Raw genomic sequence first — 17,408 nt, 5'->3', positions numbered from 1 at the left:
TCTTTACCATGCTGTTCAAAAAACACTCACGAAAGATCAACACGCCCTAACAAGTTGCAACAACAAGCAGAGCAAGATTTTCGATTGGACCCGAACTTCATTCATCAAGTACCAGAATTGGTGCCGATTGCACGCTCGTATCAGTTGATGGCGAAGCACATTCAACAGCAATTTTTGCAACTTGAATATCAGTCGTCACATCGAAGACAAAGCTTATTACAGCTCAGTCATGATTTGAAAACGCCATTGTCGAGTGTATTGGGGTATCTAGAAACGTGGAGGATTCAAAACCCACATTCGGATCCACTCATAGATGTGGCATATCGCAATGGCAACAAGTTATCTGAACAGCTCCATTCGCTGTTAGATAGCGCCAAGAATGATAACTCGGTACCCACATATCAATACGCTTCAATCGATTTCAATGGGCTGATGAGCGAATGCTTAGAAACGATACAAAGCCAATATCGCCATAAAAATGTTGAGTTGAACATTAATATGCCTATTGGAATCAAGGCTGTGGGTGACAGTGATCTGCTTGAGAGGTTGATTTTTAATCTGTTAGATAATGCATTGAGGCATAGCCCAAGTGGCACTGTGGTGTCGTTAGATGTTGGTTTTGAAGCGGATTCCAAACGGGTGAAGGTGGTGATTCATAATGAGGTTGAACTGGAAGCGCCGAATGGTTCTTTGGGAATAGGAACCAAGATCGCGCAGTCGATACTGATGTTGCATCACAGTGTGCTAGAAACAACAAAGGCAGAGAACTCCTTTCAGCAAAGCTTTTACTTGCCTTCGGTATAGCTCTATCTGCCTTCGATTTAGCTTGATGTGTACTTACGTAGAAGTAACGTTAAGCGTCTTTTCTGTCTTCGTTACCTTCGTTCACTTTCGCGTAGAAGTGAAGCAGCTCAGTTAATTCTTTAACCCAGCCAAACGCATCTTTAGGTGCGTTCTTTAAGATCTTTTCTACTTTCTCACAGTGCACTTCGATTGCGATTGCTTCTTCAAGGTTGAAAGAAATTGAGTAGAAGTGCCAAAGTAGTAGGCGAGTCATTCGCTCGATGTTCTGTTGCGAGTTATCCGACTCTGAGAAGGCTAGGTTTACTTCACCAAGCGCGATAGCTGTCATTCGAAGCATTGCGTCAAATTTCGCTGATTGCATGCGTTCTTCGCTGGTGACTTCTTCTTGCTCGAACGTAAACAATTCCGTCATTGCATCTTCAGGTACAAGGCGATGAATCATTCTTAAACTAAATTCTTCTAGTTCATGGCGAGGCATGGTGATTAAGCAATTTAAGGTGTAGTCGCGTTGCATGGTGTTCTCTTGGATCTGCAAAAAGGTCGGACAGTTTAATGGAGAAGCGAGTTTAGAAAAAGCAGATTTTAGATAAGCCTGCGTTGGCAGGTTTATCTGTGTACTACAAGCCCTAAAATCGATGCTTAGGGAAACTGTATTTAGGTTTGAACGCAGTATCAGGCTTTGCTATGGCTTGGCGGTTGGTACTGCATCGACTGGTCGTTTCTCATGAATATGTTGCTCGCGACCAAACTGCCGATGAAAATAGAACCAAGGGCGAGCCAAGTCATCGCATCAGGAATCTCGTTGAATAGTGGGAGCGCCAACAAGGTCGCCACTGCGGGTGTTGCACTGCCAAAAGCGGCAGAGCGTTCAGCCCCTAAGGTATTAACCGCATAAAGGTAAGTGAACGCAGCGATTAAACCCGCCCCAACGCCTTGCACTGTTGAATGAACGGCAAGCTCCGTGAAGGGCCAATTAGCGATTGGTGTGTCCATTAGGTGGCTTGGGAGGGTTCCAGTCAGGATTAGGACGAGTAAAAGCAAAGTAGAACAGAGAGAAATAAAACCGGCACTGACTAACGCATTAAGATTAGCGACACGGGCTGAGATGGTGAACATCGCCCACATTAAGCTTCCGCATAAAAACAACAAATGACCTTTGGTGTATTCGAAGTTGAAGCTGCTTAAGCTACTCCCTAAAAACAACAGTATGCCGAACAAAACCAAACCTAAACCAACAACACGATGTCGGCTGAGTGGCTGCTTAAAAAAGAGTACCGCAATTCCTGTAACGAACAGAGGAAGCGTGCCCGGAACAAGAGCACTGCCATGAGATACCGGAACAAACTGCATGGCCGTTCCGGCAACAAGCAGATAAGGTAATCCGCTACCTACGAACATACCCGTTAGATACCGTTTAGGGACGACGGCAATTGCGCTGCGTGCTTTCCACATCAAAGGCAATAACACCAAAGCCGGTATGAGAAATCTTGTGAGAGCGATATCGGCAGGTGTTAAATCTGAATTTGCGCCGCCTTTAAGAGAAAGAAAAAAGCTCGCCCAAATGAGTAGGGTGACAGTAATAGATAAGTAGCCAAGATTCATAATATAGAAGGAGAGTGGGTGATGACTCATTATGGAACAGTTGGTGTGCCACAGGTTGGCAAGTTTTGGCTAAACTTGAACTATCGTTGATGATTTCTGCTAATATTCACCAAATAATTAACGGATTTAACTAATGTTTGGCATTTACTATGGATAGAATTGATAGGCATCTTCTCGAACTGCTACAAAAAGATGGCAGGTTAACCACGGCTGAACTTGCTGATGAAGTGGGTTTATCACCTTCGCCTTGTGCAAGACGAGTCAAAAGGCTAGAAGAAAAGGGCATTATTGACGGTTATCGTGTGAGCTTGTCACGAGAACAAGTCGGCATCGCAATGAGTGTGTTTGTTGAGGTGAGCCTAAACAACCACCAAGAAGTGTCGATAGATAAGTTTGAGGCGGCTGTTGTAGAGATGGAAGAGGTGATCAGTTGCCACGTTGTATCTGGGGCTTATGACTATTTGCTAGAAGTGGTTAGCCCGAACTTGATGGCCTACGAGGCATTTACAAGAAAACTTCAAAGGCTCTCTAACGTGAAAGATATTCATACCCACCTTGCGATAAGACAAGTAAAAGGCAATGCACCACTGCCAATTTATACCGATTAAGCCAAACTCTGAGCAGTAACACGAAGGCAGAATGAGCTGAAAACGAAATGGTTTACTCCGGAAGTAGAAGCGCGGTCAATATCAAAAATCATCCATTAAGTGTCAGGCTTCAGGCAATAAAAAACGGAGCACCTCGTGAAAGGTACTCCGTATATGATAGGTGCAAAACTTAGTGATACTTAAAGTTAGAGATTGAACAATCCCCAGTTTGTGCATTAATTCTGAATGAAAAAGCATGTGAATGATAATCCACGCCGTCATTCCAAATTGTCTCTCCAAATATCTTACATAGCTCTAGCTCACTTACTGAACCGAACTCTTCCATGTGTTTAGCTACAGATAAAAGTTTACCTCTTATCTCTGCAGTCCATTCCGTGTTACTCAAGCAGTTGAAAGCCATAGTCTTTTGCATATTACCTAGCCAAAATGTTTCTTGTTATTAAGTTATATGAAGATTCATGATAACAATTTTCTGGCGTTTGTAAATCTATTTTGTGATGAATATCTCACATACTCGCTTGCATTGGTCGGAAATTGAACTTCATTGTTGATAGATAGCACATTACTTTTACAACCTATTGATAAAGCTTTGATTAACGAGTTCTTAGAATATTATGAATGGGATTGAGCATATTTATCGGAAAAGTCCAGTCGAACGAGTGAGAGAATCTAATGGTGATTTCAGTTTGATGCATCGTTTGCTGGTTGGTTTATGTGGCGCGCTTCATCAATCATCGTCGCTTCTCTGCGGTATTTTGAAGACAGCTGACGGAATTTTTCACTGAGTGTATGGAGATCTCGGGAGAGTGATTGTGAGCTTTGGACGTGCACCTTTGCGCTTTCTGCATGGCGCGGGAGTCTTGCTTTGGTGCAGTGTTTGGCGACGGCTTGCCATGAATACGCTAGAGAGTCAGCGCCTTCAAGTTCACTAGACACAACATACGCCTGTTGTAGCAAAACCTCGGAGACGTCATACGCGGTATTCATATGACTATTGAGCTGCACATTAAACCTTTCTTCATACTTTGCCCAAAGCTCAATGATCTGCTTTTCATTAAAGTGTTTAGATAACAATGTCTGTGACTCATAGGTTGAAAGAACTTGGTTGAACTCTTTGGTGTACTGATTATAGCGACCTTCAAAAGAGAGCTGACGATCCAACAGTGTTTGCCAGTTTTCACGGTCACAATGATTCGCTAGAGCGACATTGGCACTAAAAGTTGCGCTTACAATGATAACTTTCCCCCAAAAACTCATGACTTTCCTCTACTTACCGTGCGCTCTATTGAGAGTATAGATGAGCAGCAGCATGAGTTGATGTACACTTGAGACATACCTATAACGGAAGAGCTGGTGGATTTGATGAAAAAAGCGCTGATCGCTTTACTTGTGTTGTTGATATTGGGCGGAGGGGGAGGAGCGGCATACTACTTCTTGGTCATGAATAAAGACCCAATCCCACAAGAGAAAACGGAAGAGCCGGCGTTAGAAGCTACCGAGCAATCTGAATCTGACCTTGTACCCATCATGGATCTTCAGCCTGAACCCGAGCAGACGGAATTTTACGTTTTGGAGAGAAAGCTTGAAGTGTTCGAGCAACCTGAAATTGATGGCTTGATAACGGATTACCTCTACAAAGGGGAAAAGGTGGAGGTACTCGAGAAACAGGGAGAATGGGCTCGTATCTCAAACTATATTGTCCTTAAAGATGGCGGCCCACAGACGGCGGAATGGGTCTCTATGTCAGGCTTATCGAATGATGAAGTCATTATTTCGGAAAAAGAAAGCAAAGAGATATTGGATTCCTATTTGGTTAAGTCTGATGATCTCAAGATCCATCAAGAAAAATTCCGTAATTCGGTGGCTAAACTGATCTCTGAGGGGGAGTGTGCCCCAAGTGATTTTGAAGAATTAGGCGGATGGGTGAAATCTGTTAAGTACAGCAATCGAGATGTCTATTTTATTTATTGTGGTGGGTTGTCCCTTGAAAACAAAATTTATCTTGATGTAAATACAAATGAAATATTTACGAAGTAAGATCCCACGCTCTATTTAATAATGCTATTTACTAAAGCCCACTCATAGGTTGAGTGGGCTTTTTTGTCTATCCATAATGTTCATCTTTCCCATTTAGAACGTTAATTATATCGAAGGTTATATAGAATAATTAGGAACCATTTATTAATGGCTAATAAGAGTTTTGTCATTATTCTCGTGATCAATCATTTCAAATTCCCACATTGCATTATTCTTGAAACAAGCTGAGAGATATAGATTTATCTCGTATTTACAAAGGCTTATCTGCTTGGTGATAAAAGTAAAATTAAACAAACCTTATTAATATCAGAGTCTTGCGTTGATTTACATAATCGTAACATTTCATTGGTTTTGGGATGCAAGTCTAGTTTTTAATCATAATACGAAAATATTTTATATTTGTAATAATAATTTTTGATTTTGAGTTGTAGGGTTTAATTAAAGCAAAACGTAAAGTTTAATTATCAACTAAGACATTATCTTATTAACATCATTGTTATTTAATTGCTTGTAAGGGATGGAACCATTAATGAAAAAGCTTGCTTTAATTACAGGGTCAAAAGGCGGTATCGGCTCAGCAATTTCCTCTAAATTAGTTGCAGACGGCTATCGTGTTATCGCGACTTATTTTACTGGAAATTACCAATGTGCCTTGGATTGGTTTAACGAAAAACAATTCACCGAAGATCAAGTGAGATTGTTTGAATTAGATGTTACCAATACTGCGGAATGTGCACTGAGCTTAAGCAAGTTGTTAGAAGAAGAAGGCACGGTGGATGTGCTGGTCAATAACGCAGGTATTACACGTGATAGCGTCTTTAAAAAGATGGATGCCGAAGCGTGGAAAGATGTGATTGAAACGAACTTAAACAGTTTGTTCAACGTGACTCAACCTTTGTTCGCTCCTATGTGTGAAAAGGGTAACTGCCGTGTCATCAACATCTCTTCCGTCAATGGTCTTAAAGGTCAATTTGGACAGACTAACTACTCAGCAGCGAAAGCTGGAATGATTGGTTTTTCTAAAGCTTTGGCTGCAGAAGGCGCTCGTAGCGGCGTAACCGTGAACGTGATTGCCCCTGGCTACACAGCAACTCCTATGGTTGAGCAAATGAAGCCTGAAGTACTGGATTCAATCAAGAACCAAATTCCGATGAAACGCTTAGCAACACCTGTTGAAATTGCAGACGCAGTGGGCTTTTTAGCGAGTGAATCTGGCGCGTACATTACAGGCGAAACATTGTCTGTGAATGGCGGCTTGTACATGCAGTAATTGGCGAAACTGAAGGGGTTGGAATGATGGAAAAAGTATTTATTGTTGCGGCTAAGCGCACTCCTATTGGTGCATTTACCGGGTCGCTAAAAAACGTATCTGCGGGTGAACTGGCTGGCGTTGCGATCAAAGGTGCACTTGAGTCTGTCGATCTTTCGTTAGATGCGATTGATGAAGTAATCGTCGGCAACGTGATTTCGGCAGGTCAAGGCATGGGGGTTGCTCGTCAGGCTTCCATCTATGCAGGGCTTCCTGAGGAAACACCAGCATACGGCGTGAACATGATTTGCGGCAGCGGAATGAAATCAGTGATGGACGCAGCGGCGCACATCAAAGCACAAGATGCTGAAGTGGTTATTGCTGCTGGCGTTGAAGTGATGTCACAAATTCCTTTTGTGGTACCAGCGAGCGTTCGCAATGGTCACAAAATGGGTGACATCTCAATGAAAGACTTACTGGTTGGTGATGGCTTAACCGATGCGTTTAATCACTACCACATGGGCATGACCGCTGAAAATATCGCGCACACGTTGAATATTTCGCGCCTAGCTCAAGATAACTATGCTTTAGAAAGCCAACAGAAAGCAGTTGCTGCGATTGAAGCGGGTAAGTTTAACGAGCAAATCGTGCCTGTAGAAGTTAAGCAGCGCAGACAAACCGTCACTTTTGATACCGATGAGTATCCGAAGTCAGACGCGACATTCGAAGGTCTGCAAAAGCTTCGTCCAGCTTTTGACCGTGAAGGGTCTGTTACGGCAGGTAACGCTTCGGGCATCAATGATGGAGCGAGTGCAATTATCTTAGCGTCTGAGTCGGCGGTAGCGAAATATGGTCTAACACCTTTAGTGGAACTGACCAGCTACGCACAGTCAGGTTTGGACCCAAAAATCATGGGTTTAGGCCCAGTAGAAGCCGTTTCTAAAACGCTTGATAAGGCGAATCTCACTCTAGAAGAAGTAGATTTGTTTGAATTGAATGAAGCGTTTGCAGCACAAGCTCTTGGCGTAATGTACCAATTGTCAGAGCAGCATGACTTACCGCTTGATGAGTTCAAGCCAAAGGTCAATGTGAATGGTGGTGCAATCGCGCTTGGCCATCCTTTAGGTGCTTCAGGCAATCGAATTATTGTTTCACTCATCCATGAAATGCTTGAACAGAAAACGACTTATGGCGTTGCTTCACTCTGTGTGGGTGGAGGAATGGGAACCGCTGTTTTGCTAAAAGGTATTGAAGGTTAGAGCCTGATATATCGGTAGCAACCTTAAATATCGGATCAGCTTTTCAAAGCATCGCGAGTTAATCGATGAGCGTTGGCTGAAACGATAGTGACACAAATTTATTAAACTATGTATTCATCAGGAGTTACTTATGTACACGGATATTTTCAAAACAATTACTGACCAAACTGAAAAGCAATTTGAACCGTACTTAAAGTTCAACAAGTTGGTTGCAAAGAACGTCCAAACGATGACAGAACTGCAAATGAATGCAATGCAGACTTACACGAACATGGGTCTTGCGCAAATGAAAGCAGTGACTGAAATCAAAGACGTGACTAGCCTAACGGCGTTCAACAGCCAGCAACTAGCAGCGCTAACTCAACTGTCTCAACAGATGATGAGTGATAGCTCAAAAATGCAAGCTGCTGCAAAAGAGTTCAAAGAAGATGTTGAAACACTAACAACTGAAAACTTGAAAACAGTTACACCTGCATAAATTTAATCGCCATCGAGTTAGCGCAGTATTTACTGTGAGGCTCGGTGGCGATTTTCCGATTATTGGAGTCATGTTATGTTTCAACACTTCTTTTCGGACTACCTTGTTAAACTTCAACAAACGAACCAGCAATGGTGGGAAAGCTTTGAACAAAACAAGGAAGCCGCGCAATCTCCCCTAAACCAAGCGATGCAAGAATTGAACTTTGATGATGCATCAAAAATCTTCGAGCAAGCCGCCAACCAACCCGCCGTTCTGCTTCAGTTACAATCTCAATGGTGGGAGCAGCAACTTAAGATTTGGCAAAATGCCGCACTGATGGGTAATACCGAAAGCGTCATTACTGAAGAGCGCAGTGATAAACGCTTTATTGATGAAGCGTGGAAAAATGACCCGTTTTACAGCTTTATCAAGCAGTCTTATTTGTTATTCAGCAAAAGCTATATAGACACCATTAATTCAATCGAAGGCATAGACGAGAAAACCAAGGAACGTGTGGCGTTCTTTTCACGTCAGGCTATCAATGCTCTTTCTCCTAGTAACTTCATTGCGACTAACCCAGAGTTGATGAAGCTAACGCTTGAGCGCAATGGTGAGAACTTGCTAGATGGCCTAGAGCAGCTACAAGCTGACGTTGAAGCGAGCGCGGATATCCTCAAGATCCGTATGACCAACAATAATGCCTTCCGATTAGGTGTTGATGTTGCGAACACGGAAGGTGATGTCGTTTTTCAAAATGATCTGTTCGAGCTTATTCAATACTACCCAAAAACACCTCAGGTGAACGCCACGCCTTTGTTGATCGTTCCTCCATTCATCAATAAGTACTACATTCTCGACCTTCGTGAAAAGAACTCAATGGTTCGTTGGTTGCTTGAGCAAGGGCACAGCGTATTCATGATGTCTTGGCGCAACCCAGGTGAAGCGCAAAAAGACTTAGAGTTCGGTGACTATGTCACGGAAGGCGTAGCGAAAGCCGTGACGGCAATTGAAGATATCACGGGTAAAGAGCAAATCAATGCTGCAGGTTACTGCATTGGTGGTACTGTTCTCGCTTCAACGGTCGCTTACTATGCTGCTAAAAGAATGAAGAAACGCATTAAAACTGCGACCTTTTTTACGACTCTATTAGACTTCTCTCAGCCGGGAGAGGTTGGCGCATATATCAATGAAACGATCATTAACGCCATTGAGAAACAGAACGATGCTAAAGGATTCATGGATGGTCGTTCATTAAGCGTGACATTCAGTTTGCTTCGTGAAAACAGCCTGTACTGGAACTACTACATTGATAACTACCTAAAAGGCAGCAGCCCAATGGAGTTTGATCTGTTGTACTGGAACAGTGACAGCACTAACGTTGCAGCTAAATGCCATAATTTCTTGCTGCGTGAGCTTTACCTTGAGAATAAACTTGTTCAAGACAAAGGCGTGAAAGTAGGCGGTGTCTGGATTGATCTCAATAAGATAAAAATACCAAGCTACTTCATTTCAGCGAAAGAAGATCATATCGCGCTTTGGCAGGGGACTTACCGTGGTGCCTTGAATACCGGTGGCAACAAGACGTTCGTGCTTGGTGAATCTGGTCATATCGCGGGTATTGTTAACCATCCAGATAAGAAGAAGTACGGGTTCTGGCTGAATGACAACCTAGACGACTCGGCGGATGAGTGGCTAACTAATGCGACTCATAATGAGGGGTCTTGGTGGACACACTGGAATCAGTGGCTACAAGGTTTTGAAACTGACGAAAAAATCGAACCTTTCAATCAAGGCTCAGAGCTTAATCCTGTGATTGGCAAAGCGCCAGGCAACTATGTAAAACAGGTGCTGCCGATTGTCGATCAAGAGCAGGTTGATAAAGAGACCGAAGAGAAAGAAGCGCCAGAAAACGAAGCTTAGGGCGTTAAGTCACATTCAATTATAAAGATACACAACGTCAGATAATAAAAAAGCCACTGAAATCAGTGGCTTTTTCGTATCAACTCATATCAGAATTATCTGGTAGAAGTTGATGGAATCTCGATTGTTAATCGATTTCTTTGTCTTTACCCATAGATAAAATCCAAAGAGATACGGCTGCAACACCTGCAAAGCCACCAAGAATGATAACTGGCATAGCGCTGTAACCTAGGATGTGCCAAATTATGCTTTCTAAAGTACTCATTCAATCGCTCCTTATTGCCAGCCTTCAACGCCGTGCATGTCTGGTAGTTTGTGTGCAATACCTTTGTGACAGTCTACACACGTTTTTTCACCAGAAGCCAGCGCAGTCGAGTGTTGTTTTGCACTACGAGGGCTTTGCTCTGAGAAGTCCATGTAATCGAACTGGTGACAGTTACGACACTCAAGTGAATCGTTCTTCTTCAAACGAGCCCATTCGCGCTCAGCTAAGTGATGACGACGCTCTTTGAATTTCTCAGGCGTATCAATTGTCTTAGCAATAAAGTGAGCGTATAGCTCTTTTGATGCTTGAACTTTACGAACGATTTTATCAGTCCACTCATGCGGTACGTGACAGTCTGAACAGATTGCACGAACACCAGAACGGTTAGAGTAGTGAATTGTCTCTTGGATTTCAGCAACGATAGGTGCGTGACAGCCAGAACAGAATTCTTCCGTGTTGGTTGCCTCCATACCCGTGTTGAATGCCCCCCAGAACAAAAGACCACCCGAGAAACCCAAGAACAAAACAACGCCTACGGCTGCTTTGCTTGGTGTCGCAAGTCTTTTCCAAAACGCTTTTAATAATTTCATATAATAGCCTCTCTACAATACGGCTAAGATTAGCGTAGTGAGTCAACAGGTTTGAACTCGTTCTCTACTAATGGTTTCGCATTAGCTTGAGGAACGTGACACTGCAGACAGAAGTAACGACGAGGTGAAACGTCAGCAAGTACTGCATCTTCACGGTTCATGTAGTGAGTAACACTAATTTTTGTCGCACCCATCTCTTTCGCATTTTTCCAGCTGTGGCAAGACAGACATTTGTTTGCGTTCAGAGAGACTTCGTAGCTACGGATATTGTGAGGTACCAATGGTGGCTGGTATACGTAGTCACTCTCAAGTACTTGGTCGCGAGGGTACTCTTTGAAGTCGTCAGCTGCTCGTGTTGCTTCAAGTTCACTTGCACCACGTAGAGATTCTACGCCACCAATGCCGCCAGGGTTATCCAGCTCAGCTTGAGCTACGCCAGCTAGCAAAAGACCGGCTGATAGTAGGGCAGTAATCAGTTTTTTCATGTTAATTTCTCCGCCTAAAGGCTAATTCTTTGAGAGGACTACTTCTTCAAAAGGATGAAAAAGTAGTCGCAATATTAAATACTTAAGATCGTTTCTCTAAGCCTAGGGCTTAAGCAACTTTAGTGATCTTAACTGGACACTTCTTGTAGTCTGTCTGTTTAGACAGAGGATCCGTTGCATCCAAGATCAACTTGTTGATCAGAATTCTTGCATCAAAGAATGGTACGAATACCAAGCCCTGTGGTGGACGGTTACGGCCGCGAGTTTCAACACGCACACGAACTTCACCACGTTTGTTTTCGATAAGAACTTCATCACCACGACGTAGGCCACGAGCTTTAGCGTCAGCAGGGTGCATGTAGCAAAGTGCATCCGGTACTGCTTTGTAAAGTTCTGGTACACGACGAGTCATAGTACCTGTGTGCCAGTGCTCAAGAACACGACCGGTACATAGCCACATATCGTATTCATCGTTTGGTACTTCAGGTGGCGCTTCGTATGGTGCATTGATGATCAGTGCTTTACCATCTGGTTTGCCGTAGAAGTCCCAATCAGAACCTTTCTTAGCATATGGATCTGAACCTTCTTTATAGCGCCATAGTGTCTCTTTACCGTCAACAACAGGCCAACGTAGACCACGAACTTGGTGGTAGCGATCGTATGGTGCTAAATCGTGACCGTGGCCGCGACCAAAGGCTGCGTATTCTTCGAATAGACCTTTTTGAACGTAGAAACCTTGAGCTTGTGCATCGTCGTTAAGCTCTTGAGCTTCAGACAGTGGGAATGCATCAACGTTGCCGTTTTTGTAAAGCACGTCGTACATGGTTTTGCCACGGTACTCAGGCATTTTCGCAACCAGTTCTTCACCCCAAACTTCTTCAATAGTGAAGCGCTTAGAGAATTCCATGATTTGCCATAGGTCAGACTTAGCTTCACCTACAGTTTTCACTTGTTGGTACCATGCTTGTGTACGACGCTCTGCGTTACCGTAAGCGCCTTCTTTCTCAATCCACATTGCTGTTGGAAGGATGAGGTCAGCCGCTTGAGCTGTTGCCGTTGGGTACGGGTCAGAACATACAATGAAGTTATCTGGGTTACGGTAACCTGGCAGACGTTCAGTGTTGATGTTTGGACCCGCTTGCATGTTGTTGTTACACATTACCCAGTAAGCGTTGATTTTACCGTCTTTCAACATACGGTCTTGAAGAACAGCGTGAGCGCCGGGTACCGGTGGAATGGTGCCTTCTGGAAGTTTCCAGATATCTTCTGCAATTTTACGGTGTTTAGGGTTAGCAACCACCATATCGGCAGGTAAACGGTGAGCGAATGTACCAACTTCACGCGCTGTACCACACGCTGACGGTTGGCCAGTTAGTGAGAATGGGCTGTTACCTGGAGTAGAAATCTTACCTGTAAGAAGGTGGATGTTGTATACAAGGCTGTTCATCCATACGCCACGAGTATGTTGGTTCATACCCATAGTCCAAAGTGACATTACTTTGATGTTTGGATCGGCATATTGCTTAGCCAGCTTGATAAGGTCTTCTTGAGATACACCTGACATTTCAGACGCTTTCTCAACTGTGTATTCAGCAACAGACGCTTTGTAGTCTTCGAAAGAGATAGCAGTCATTTCGCCTGAGTTAGGGTTTGCGGCTGCTTTCTGTAGTGGATCATCGTCACGCAGACCGTAACCGATGTCTGTCGTTGCTTGCTTGAAGTTCGTGTGCTTGTTCACGAAGTCCCAGTTAACGGCATCGTTTTGAATGATGTAGTTAGCAATGAAGTTAGCAATTGCTAGATCTGATTGAGGTTCGAAGATGTAACCCGTGTCTGCAAGCTCGAAAGAACGGTGGTAGTAAGTAGACAGTACGTTTACTTTAACGTGTGGGTGGCTTAGACGACGGTCTGTAATACGAGTCCATAGTACTGGGTGCATTTCTGCCATGTTTGAACCCCACAGTACGAATGCGTCTGCGTGTTCAAAGTCATCGTAACAACCCATTGGCTCATCAATACCGAAAGTGCGCATGAAGCCTACTACAGCAGAAGCCATACAGTGACGAGCGTTTGGATCTATGTTGTTTGAACGGAAACCCGCTTTCATCATCTTAACGGCTGCGTAGCCTTCCATTACTGTCCATTGGCCTGAACCGAACATACCAACACCTGTTGGACCGTTCTTCTTAAGAGATGCTTTCCATTTCTCAGCCATCACGTCGAACGCTTTGTCCCAAGATACTGGTGCGAAATCACCATCTTTATGGAACTCGCCATCTTTCATACGAAGAAGAGGCTGTTCTAGACGGTCTTTGCCGTACATGATTTTTGAAAGGAAGTAGCCTTTGATACAGTTAAGGCCTTTGTTTACTGGTGCTTCTGGGTCGCCTTGAGTCGCAACCACTTTGCCGTTTTGAGTACCTACTAGTACCGAACAGCCCGTACCACAAAAACGACAAGGCGCTTTATCCCACGTGATTTTTGTTTGATCAGAGCTAGCGATCAGGTTGGTTGCTGTTGCCGGTAGTGTTACACCTGCAACGGCTGCCGCTGATGCAGCTGCGTTTGCTTTCACAAACGCACGTCTTGTCATTTTCATACTTCACCCTCAAGTTGAGAATTGTTGCTTCCAGTTTCTAAATCCGTTTCGTCGAGTCCAGTTTCGATTTGGTGATAAACCAAAGCTGTCCCCAAAACGTTCTTAATGTTGTTTATTGCTTCGATGGTGTCCGTTACAAAACCTTGGTTTTCAGTTTCTAGGACCACGATGATTTTGCCTTCAGGGCTATCTCCGTAGATTTCAGCGTTATCGAATTGATCGATCTCCGCTTTGATCTCATTTAGATGCTCAGGGCTCACATGCACGACTAAACTTGATATATGCACTTCATTTAGTGCCATAAATTGCTCTCGTTATTTTTGTTTTATGCATTACTCACAAGAATAGCCGAAGTAGGGCAAATTGCTACGCAGGCCCCACAACCGCTACACTCATCTAACTCGATTTTTGGTAGAGCAACACTGCCTGCTCTAAGTTCAAATTGAATGGCCATAGGTTCACATATGTCACCACAGCTTCGGCATTCAACATTTTGTTGCGCTAAACACTTATCAGAGATTTGTGCTTTTGCTTGCCAAGGCTCTCCTTGCTTTGGCTTAAAAATGGGTTCGGGACAAACATCTGCACATTGATAGCAGAACGTACACTCATCAATAGAGAAATCTACAGTGGGAAAACCACCATCGCCTACAATGATTATCTTAGTCTCACAACTCTCGATGCATTTACCGCAGCGAGTACAGTCATCTGTAAAGCTTTCTAGGCTGTCAATCCAAGGCAAACGAATCTGGCTTGAGTCAACTTTTCGTCTTGAAAAAAGACGGCGTTTTGATAGATCTACCACTAGATACCTATAGATGTTACTAAGATGTTGTAATTGTAGGTCATTATTCTATTAATATCTTGTAATGAGTCCTCACAAGTAGTGTAGTTTTAGAAACAATTGTATAAATACCCCCTAAGGGCTAATTGGGGGCATATATTGTCTTAGATCAATAAATTACGGAGCGAGTGATCACATATTGAATGGAGCTATGATTTTTGATGTGTGACAATACGATATCGCTGGCAAGTCATTTATCAATAGGAAGGCACTTTTGCTTATAAAACCGGTTTCATCTGTAACAAGTACGATAGCAAAATCTTTGCTCTCTATACTGCTGTTGTCGGTTGCTACGACTGGCTTTGCCATCTTTACTTTGGCTTCAAGTTTGAATGATGCGGAAGCGGTTAACGTGGCCGGTTCAATGCGAATGCAAAGCTACCGTTTAGCCCATGATATTCAAATAGAATCTGTCGATTATGAATCTCATATTCGTGAATTCGAAAGTTCTCTTTACTCGCCATCCATGACTAATTTGGTCAGTTGGAATGTTCCGACAGACATCACAGAAGATTACTATTTAATTATCGGCCGTTGGCATGAGCTAAAACAGGTCTTGAATAGCGAAGAGCGCGATCACTACCTGGTGTTGGTTGAAAACTTCGTGGCTGAAATCGATGGATTTGTTTTTAAACTGCAAGAATTCTCAGAAGACAAATTGATTAAACTGGCGTGGGCTGGTGGTATCGGTTTGGGCGGAATTCTCGTCATATCTCTTTTTGTTGTTCATTTTGTACGTAAACAGGTTGTTAAACCGCTACATGCTCTTGTCGGTGCGAGCCAAAGAATCAAAAACAGCGACTTCGAGGTAGAACTCAAGGTGACCAGTAACAACGAAATGGGCATTTTGACCAAAACCTTCAACTCGATGGCCAAAGATTTAGGCGTGCTTTATCGAAACCTTGAAGATGTGGTGGATGCAAAGACGATTGAGCTGCAAAATGCGAACCAGTCGCTGCAGGCACTTTATAACTCGTCACAAGAGCTCACGGTGACGCGTATTGCTCCTGAAAACTTCCGAGCTATCTTGCAGCATCTCGTGAGCTTGGAAGGGATTGGATCACTGAGGCTCGAGATTGTCGATAACTCAGGCCGTTCATTGATTATGGATGAAGGTTACGATTCGAATTTAGACTACGAAAAGTTTGAGATGAAACTCGACGATAACGAACTTATTCTCGGCTATTTATACTGTTCATATCACCACGGGCACTCAACTAAAGCTCTGATCGAAAGCTTCATTCAACTGCTATCGAGAGCGATCTACTACAATCGTGCTCAAAAGAAAGCTGAACAGCTTATTATCATGGAAGAGCGTGCCACGATTGCACGTGAACTCCACGATTCATTGGCTCAATCACTGTCGTACTTGAAAATTCAAGTTACACTATTAAAGCGTGTGATTGGCAAACTGCCAGAGCAACAGCACCGAGAGCAATCTGAACAAATCGCGTCTGAGATCGGAAACGGCTTAGCCGACGCTTATACCCAGTTAAGAGAGCTACTCACCACATTTAGGTTGACCATTAAAGAGGGCAACTTTGGAGACGCCTTAAGTACCATGCTTGAGGCGCTCAGCGAGAGAACCGATGCGAAGATTAACCTCACTAATAATCTCTCATCGATCGAGCTTGATGCGCATAGTCAGGTTCACTTGCTTCAATTGATTCGTGAAGCAACAATAAATGCAATAAAACACGCCAATGCCGACTTGATAGATGTATGCTGTATCGATGAGGACGGTGAAGTATTAGTCGTGATAAAAGATAATGGAGATGGCTTTGACTCAAGTAGTTCCAAGGTGAACCACTACGGGATGAGCATTATGCAGGAGCGTGCGGCAAGACTGAATGGCGACTTGACGATTGAAGCGGCGCAAGGTGAAGGCTGTACAGTCATATTGAAATATAAAAGTTTGAAGGAAGTTAAAGTTGACGATTTGTAAAGTAATGCTGGTTGATGATCATCCATTGATGCGCAGAGGTATAAGCCAATTACTGAGCTTTGAAGACGAATTCGAAGTGATTGCAGAAGCAAGTAACGGCACTGAAGCGGTTGCTCTTGCTCATGAAGAAGAACCTGATTTGATCCTTTTGGATCTCAATATGAAGGGCATGTCTGGTTTAGATACCTTGAAAGCACTTCGCACTGACGGTTCTAGCGCAAACATTGTTATTCTAACGGTTTCTGATAGCCCTGCAGACATTGAAGCGATTGTAAAAGCAGGCGCTGATGGCTACTTGTTGAAAGACACTGAACCCGATGAGTTAATTGAACTGCTTAAGCAAGCACACAGCGGTGACAAGGCTTACAGCAGTGTGGTTGCTCGTTACCTAAATGATGCTGGAAGCCGCAATGATATCTTCGAACAACTGACTGAACGTGAAATGCAGATCCTTCAAGAAGTCGCGAAAGGTTACCGTAATAAGCAGATCGCCGATCACCTGTTTATTTCTGAATCGACAGTTAAGGTACATATGAAAAGCTTGTTGAAAAAGCTGCAAGTGCCTTCCCGTACCGCTGCAACGGTTCTGTATCTAGAACGCTATGGTGAAATGAAGTAGGGCTTGTTCCTTTGAGATAACACTATTTCAAGCCTGACTGTTTATACATTTTGTACATGTCTCGATAGTTTTAACGATGTTGAGAAAGTGACATTAAAAAAGGCGCTGAACTTATTAAGTTC

18 protein-coding genes and 1 pseudogene are annotated in these 17,408 nt (G+C 43.5%); 9 read left to right on the top strand and 10 right to left on the bottom strand.

Annotated elements, in window-relative coordinates; translation table 11 throughout:
* Positions 1-48: 48 nt before the first annotated feature.
* Positions 49-804: pseudogene (locus AB4583_RS15460) on the top strand (sensor histidine kinase); the annotation flags it as partial.
* Positions 805-853: 49 nt separating this feature from the next.
* On the opposite strand, the gene AB4583_RS15455 reads toward AB4583_RS15460, so the two are convergent.
* Together AB4583_RS15455 and AB4583_RS15450 are read right to left on the bottom strand one after the other, a co-directional pair.
* A complete protein-coding gene (locus tag AB4583_RS15455) occupies positions 854-1,318 on the bottom strand; it encodes a hypothetical protein (protein WP_017064489.1) in 465 nt (154 codons plus the stop codon).
* Positions 1,319-1,476: 158 nt separating this feature from the next.
* Entirely contained in the window at positions 1,477-2,406 is a 930-nt protein-coding gene (locus AB4583_RS15450) for a DMT family transporter (RefSeq protein WP_372118172.1), read from the bottom strand.
* A 149-nt stretch (positions 2,407-2,555) separates the two neighbouring features.
* Between AB4583_RS15450 and AB4583_RS15445 the strand changes: the two genes are divergently transcribed.
* Positions 2,556-3,014, top strand: a complete 459-nt coding sequence (locus AB4583_RS15445; protein WP_017062622.1) for an Lrp/AsnC family transcriptional regulator — start codon at positions 2,556-2,558, stop codon at positions 3,012-3,014.
* A 169-nt stretch (positions 3,015-3,183) separates the two neighbouring features.
* Here the strand turns inward: AB4583_RS15445 and AB4583_RS15440 are convergent, their stop codons facing one another.
* Positions 3,184-3,426: a hypothetical protein gene (locus tag AB4583_RS15440; protein ID WP_017062621.1), complete on the bottom strand. Its 243-nt coding sequence runs from the start codon at positions 3,424-3,426 to the stop codon at positions 3,184-3,186.
* 269 nt (positions 3,427-3,695) lie between these two features.
* Complete coding sequence (locus AB4583_RS15435) at positions 3,696-4,271, bottom strand: hypothetical protein (RefSeq protein WP_372118146.1); 576 nt, start codon at positions 4,269-4,271, stop codon at positions 3,696-3,698.
* A 96-nt stretch (positions 4,272-4,367) separates the two neighbouring features.
* Between AB4583_RS15435 and AB4583_RS15430 the strand changes: the two genes are divergently transcribed.
* The 5 genes from AB4583_RS15430 to phaC all read left to right on the top strand — a co-directional run bounded on the left by AB4583_RS15430 (position 4,368) and on the right by phaC (position 9,939).
* A complete protein-coding gene (locus AB4583_RS15430) occupies positions 4,368-5,051 on the top strand; it encodes an SH3 domain-containing protein (RefSeq protein WP_372118144.1) in 684 nt (227 codons plus the stop codon).
* Positions 5,052-5,580: 529 nt separating this feature from the next.
* Positions 5,581-6,321, top strand: coding sequence for an SDR family oxidoreductase (locus AB4583_RS15425; protein ID WP_017062618.1), 741 nt, complete (start codon positions 5,581-5,583; stop codon positions 6,319-6,321).
* Between the two features lie 26 nt (positions 6,322-6,347).
* The gene (locus AB4583_RS15420) at positions 6,348-7,559 is read left to right on the top strand and encodes an acetyl-CoA C-acetyltransferase (RefSeq protein WP_029235610.1); all 1,212 of its coding nucleotides are present in this window, start codon (positions 6,348-6,350) and stop codon (positions 7,557-7,559) included.
* Positions 7,560-7,689: 130 nt separating this feature from the next.
* Positions 7,690-8,037, top strand: a complete 348-nt coding sequence (locus AB4583_RS15415; RefSeq protein ID WP_017062616.1) for a phasin family protein — start codon at positions 7,690-7,692, stop codon at positions 8,035-8,037.
* A gap of 75 nt (positions 8,038-8,112) precedes the next feature.
* Positions 8,113-9,939 (top strand): class I poly(R)-hydroxyalkanoic acid synthase, encoded by a 1,827-nt coding sequence (gene phaC, locus AB4583_RS15410; protein WP_372118141.1) that lies wholly within the window; start codon positions 8,113-8,115, stop codon positions 9,937-9,939.
* A 127-nt stretch (positions 9,940-10,066) separates the two neighbouring features.
* Here the strand turns inward: phaC and AB4583_RS15405 are convergent, their stop codons facing one another.
* From AB4583_RS15405 to napF, 6 genes are all read right to left on the bottom strand, one after another.
* Entirely contained in the window at positions 10,067-10,204 is a 138-nt protein-coding gene (locus tag AB4583_RS15405; RefSeq protein ID WP_017069145.1) for a TIGR02808 family protein, read from the bottom strand.
* Positions 10,205-10,215: 11 nt separating this feature from the next.
* A complete protein-coding gene (locus tag AB4583_RS15400) occupies positions 10,216-10,794 on the bottom strand; it encodes a NapC/NirT family cytochrome c (protein ID WP_017069144.1) in 579 nt (192 codons plus the stop codon).
* A gap of 29 nt (positions 10,795-10,823) precedes the next feature.
* A complete protein-coding gene (locus AB4583_RS15395) occupies positions 10,824-11,279 on the bottom strand; it encodes a nitrate reductase cytochrome c-type subunit (RefSeq protein ID WP_017069143.1) in 456 nt (151 codons plus the stop codon).
* Positions 11,280-11,388: 109 nt separating this feature from the next.
* Complete coding sequence (napA, locus tag AB4583_RS15390) at positions 11,389-13,878, bottom strand: periplasmic nitrate reductase subunit alpha (protein ID WP_104216304.1); 2,490 nt, start codon at positions 13,876-13,878, stop codon at positions 11,389-11,391.
* Positions 13,875-14,180, bottom strand: a complete 306-nt coding sequence (locus AB4583_RS15385) for a chaperone NapD (RefSeq protein WP_017062612.1) — start codon at positions 14,178-14,180, stop codon at positions 13,875-13,877. Before AB4583_RS15385 ends, napA begins: the two co-directional genes overlap by 4 nt.
* A 23-nt stretch (positions 14,181-14,203) precedes the next feature.
* Positions 14,204-14,683, bottom strand: coding sequence for a ferredoxin-type protein NapF (napF, locus tag AB4583_RS15380; protein WP_017069141.1), 480 nt, complete (start codon positions 14,681-14,683; stop codon positions 14,204-14,206).
* 253 nt (positions 14,684-14,936) lie between these two features.
* Between napF and narQ the strand changes: the two genes are divergently transcribed.
* Together narQ and AB4583_RS15370 are read left to right on the top strand one after the other, a co-directional pair.
* Positions 14,937-16,667, top strand: a complete 1,731-nt coding sequence (narQ, locus tag AB4583_RS15375; RefSeq protein WP_372118135.1) for a nitrate/nitrite two-component system sensor histidine kinase NarQ — start codon at positions 14,937-14,939, stop codon at positions 16,665-16,667.
* Positions 16,654-17,286, top strand: coding sequence for a response regulator (locus AB4583_RS15370; RefSeq protein WP_017062609.1), 633 nt, complete (start codon positions 16,654-16,656; stop codon positions 17,284-17,286). Before narQ ends, AB4583_RS15370 begins: the two co-directional genes overlap by 14 nt.
* Positions 17,287-17,408: the final 122 nt, after the last annotated feature.

It is taken from the genome of Vibrio sp. 10N.222.49.C12 (genome assembly GCF_041475025.1).
Taxonomy (GTDB): Bacteria; Pseudomonadota; Gammaproteobacteria; order Enterobacterales; family Vibrionaceae; genus Vibrio; species Vibrio crassostreae_C.
This window is presented reverse-complemented; position numbering and strand designations above follow the sequence as displayed.

What these genes read in the sequence shown, in the direction of transcription:
- AB4583_RS15455 (WP_017064489.1), bottom strand. Translation starts at nt 1,318, where the DNA reads ATGCAACGCGACTACACCTTAAATTGCTTAATCACCATGCCTCGCCAT.
- AB4583_RS15450 (WP_372118172.1), bottom strand. Translation starts at nt 2,406, where the DNA reads ATGAATCTTGGCTACTTATCTATTACTGTCACCCTACTCATTTGGGCG.
- AB4583_RS15445 (WP_017062622.1), top strand. Translation starts at nt 2,556, where the DNA reads ATGGATAGAATTGATAGGCATCTTCTCGAACTGCTACAAAAAGATGGC.
- AB4583_RS15440 (WP_017062621.1), bottom strand. Translation starts at nt 3,426, where the DNA reads ATGCAAAAGACTATGGCTTTCAACTGCTTGAGTAACACGGAATGGACT.
- AB4583_RS15435 (WP_372118146.1), bottom strand. Translation starts at nt 4,271, where the DNA reads ATGAGTTTTTGGGGGAAAGTTATCATTGTAAGCGCAACTTTTAGTGCC.
- AB4583_RS15425 (WP_017062618.1), top strand. Translation starts at nt 5,581, where the DNA reads ATGAAAAAGCTTGCTTTAATTACAGGGTCAAAAGGCGGTATCGGCTCA.
- AB4583_RS15420 (WP_029235610.1), top strand. Translation starts at nt 6,348, where the DNA reads ATGGAAAAAGTATTTATTGTTGCGGCTAAGCGCACTCCTATTGGTGCA.
- AB4583_RS15415 (WP_017062616.1), top strand. Translation starts at nt 7,690, where the DNA reads ATGTACACGGATATTTTCAAAACAATTACTGACCAAACTGAAAAGCAA.
- phaC (WP_372118141.1), top strand. Translation starts at nt 8,113, where the DNA reads ATGTTTCAACACTTCTTTTCGGACTACCTTGTTAAACTTCAACAAACG.
- AB4583_RS15405 (WP_017069145.1), bottom strand. Translation starts at nt 10,204, where the DNA reads ATGAGTACTTTAGAAAGCATAATTTGGCACATCCTAGGTTACAGCGCT.
- AB4583_RS15400 (WP_017069144.1), bottom strand. Translation starts at nt 10,794, where the DNA reads ATGAAATTATTAAAAGCGTTTTGGAAAAGACTTGCGACACCAAGCAAA.
- AB4583_RS15395 (WP_017069143.1), bottom strand. Translation starts at nt 11,279, where the DNA reads ATGAAAAAACTGATTACTGCCCTACTATCAGCCGGTCTTTTGCTAGCT.
- napA (WP_104216304.1), bottom strand. Translation starts at nt 13,878, where the DNA reads ATGAAAATGACAAGACGTGCGTTTGTGAAAGCAAACGCAGCTGCATCA.
- AB4583_RS15385 (WP_017062612.1), bottom strand. Translation starts at nt 14,180, where the DNA reads ATGGCACTAAATGAAGTGCATATATCAAGTTTAGTCGTGCATGTGAGC.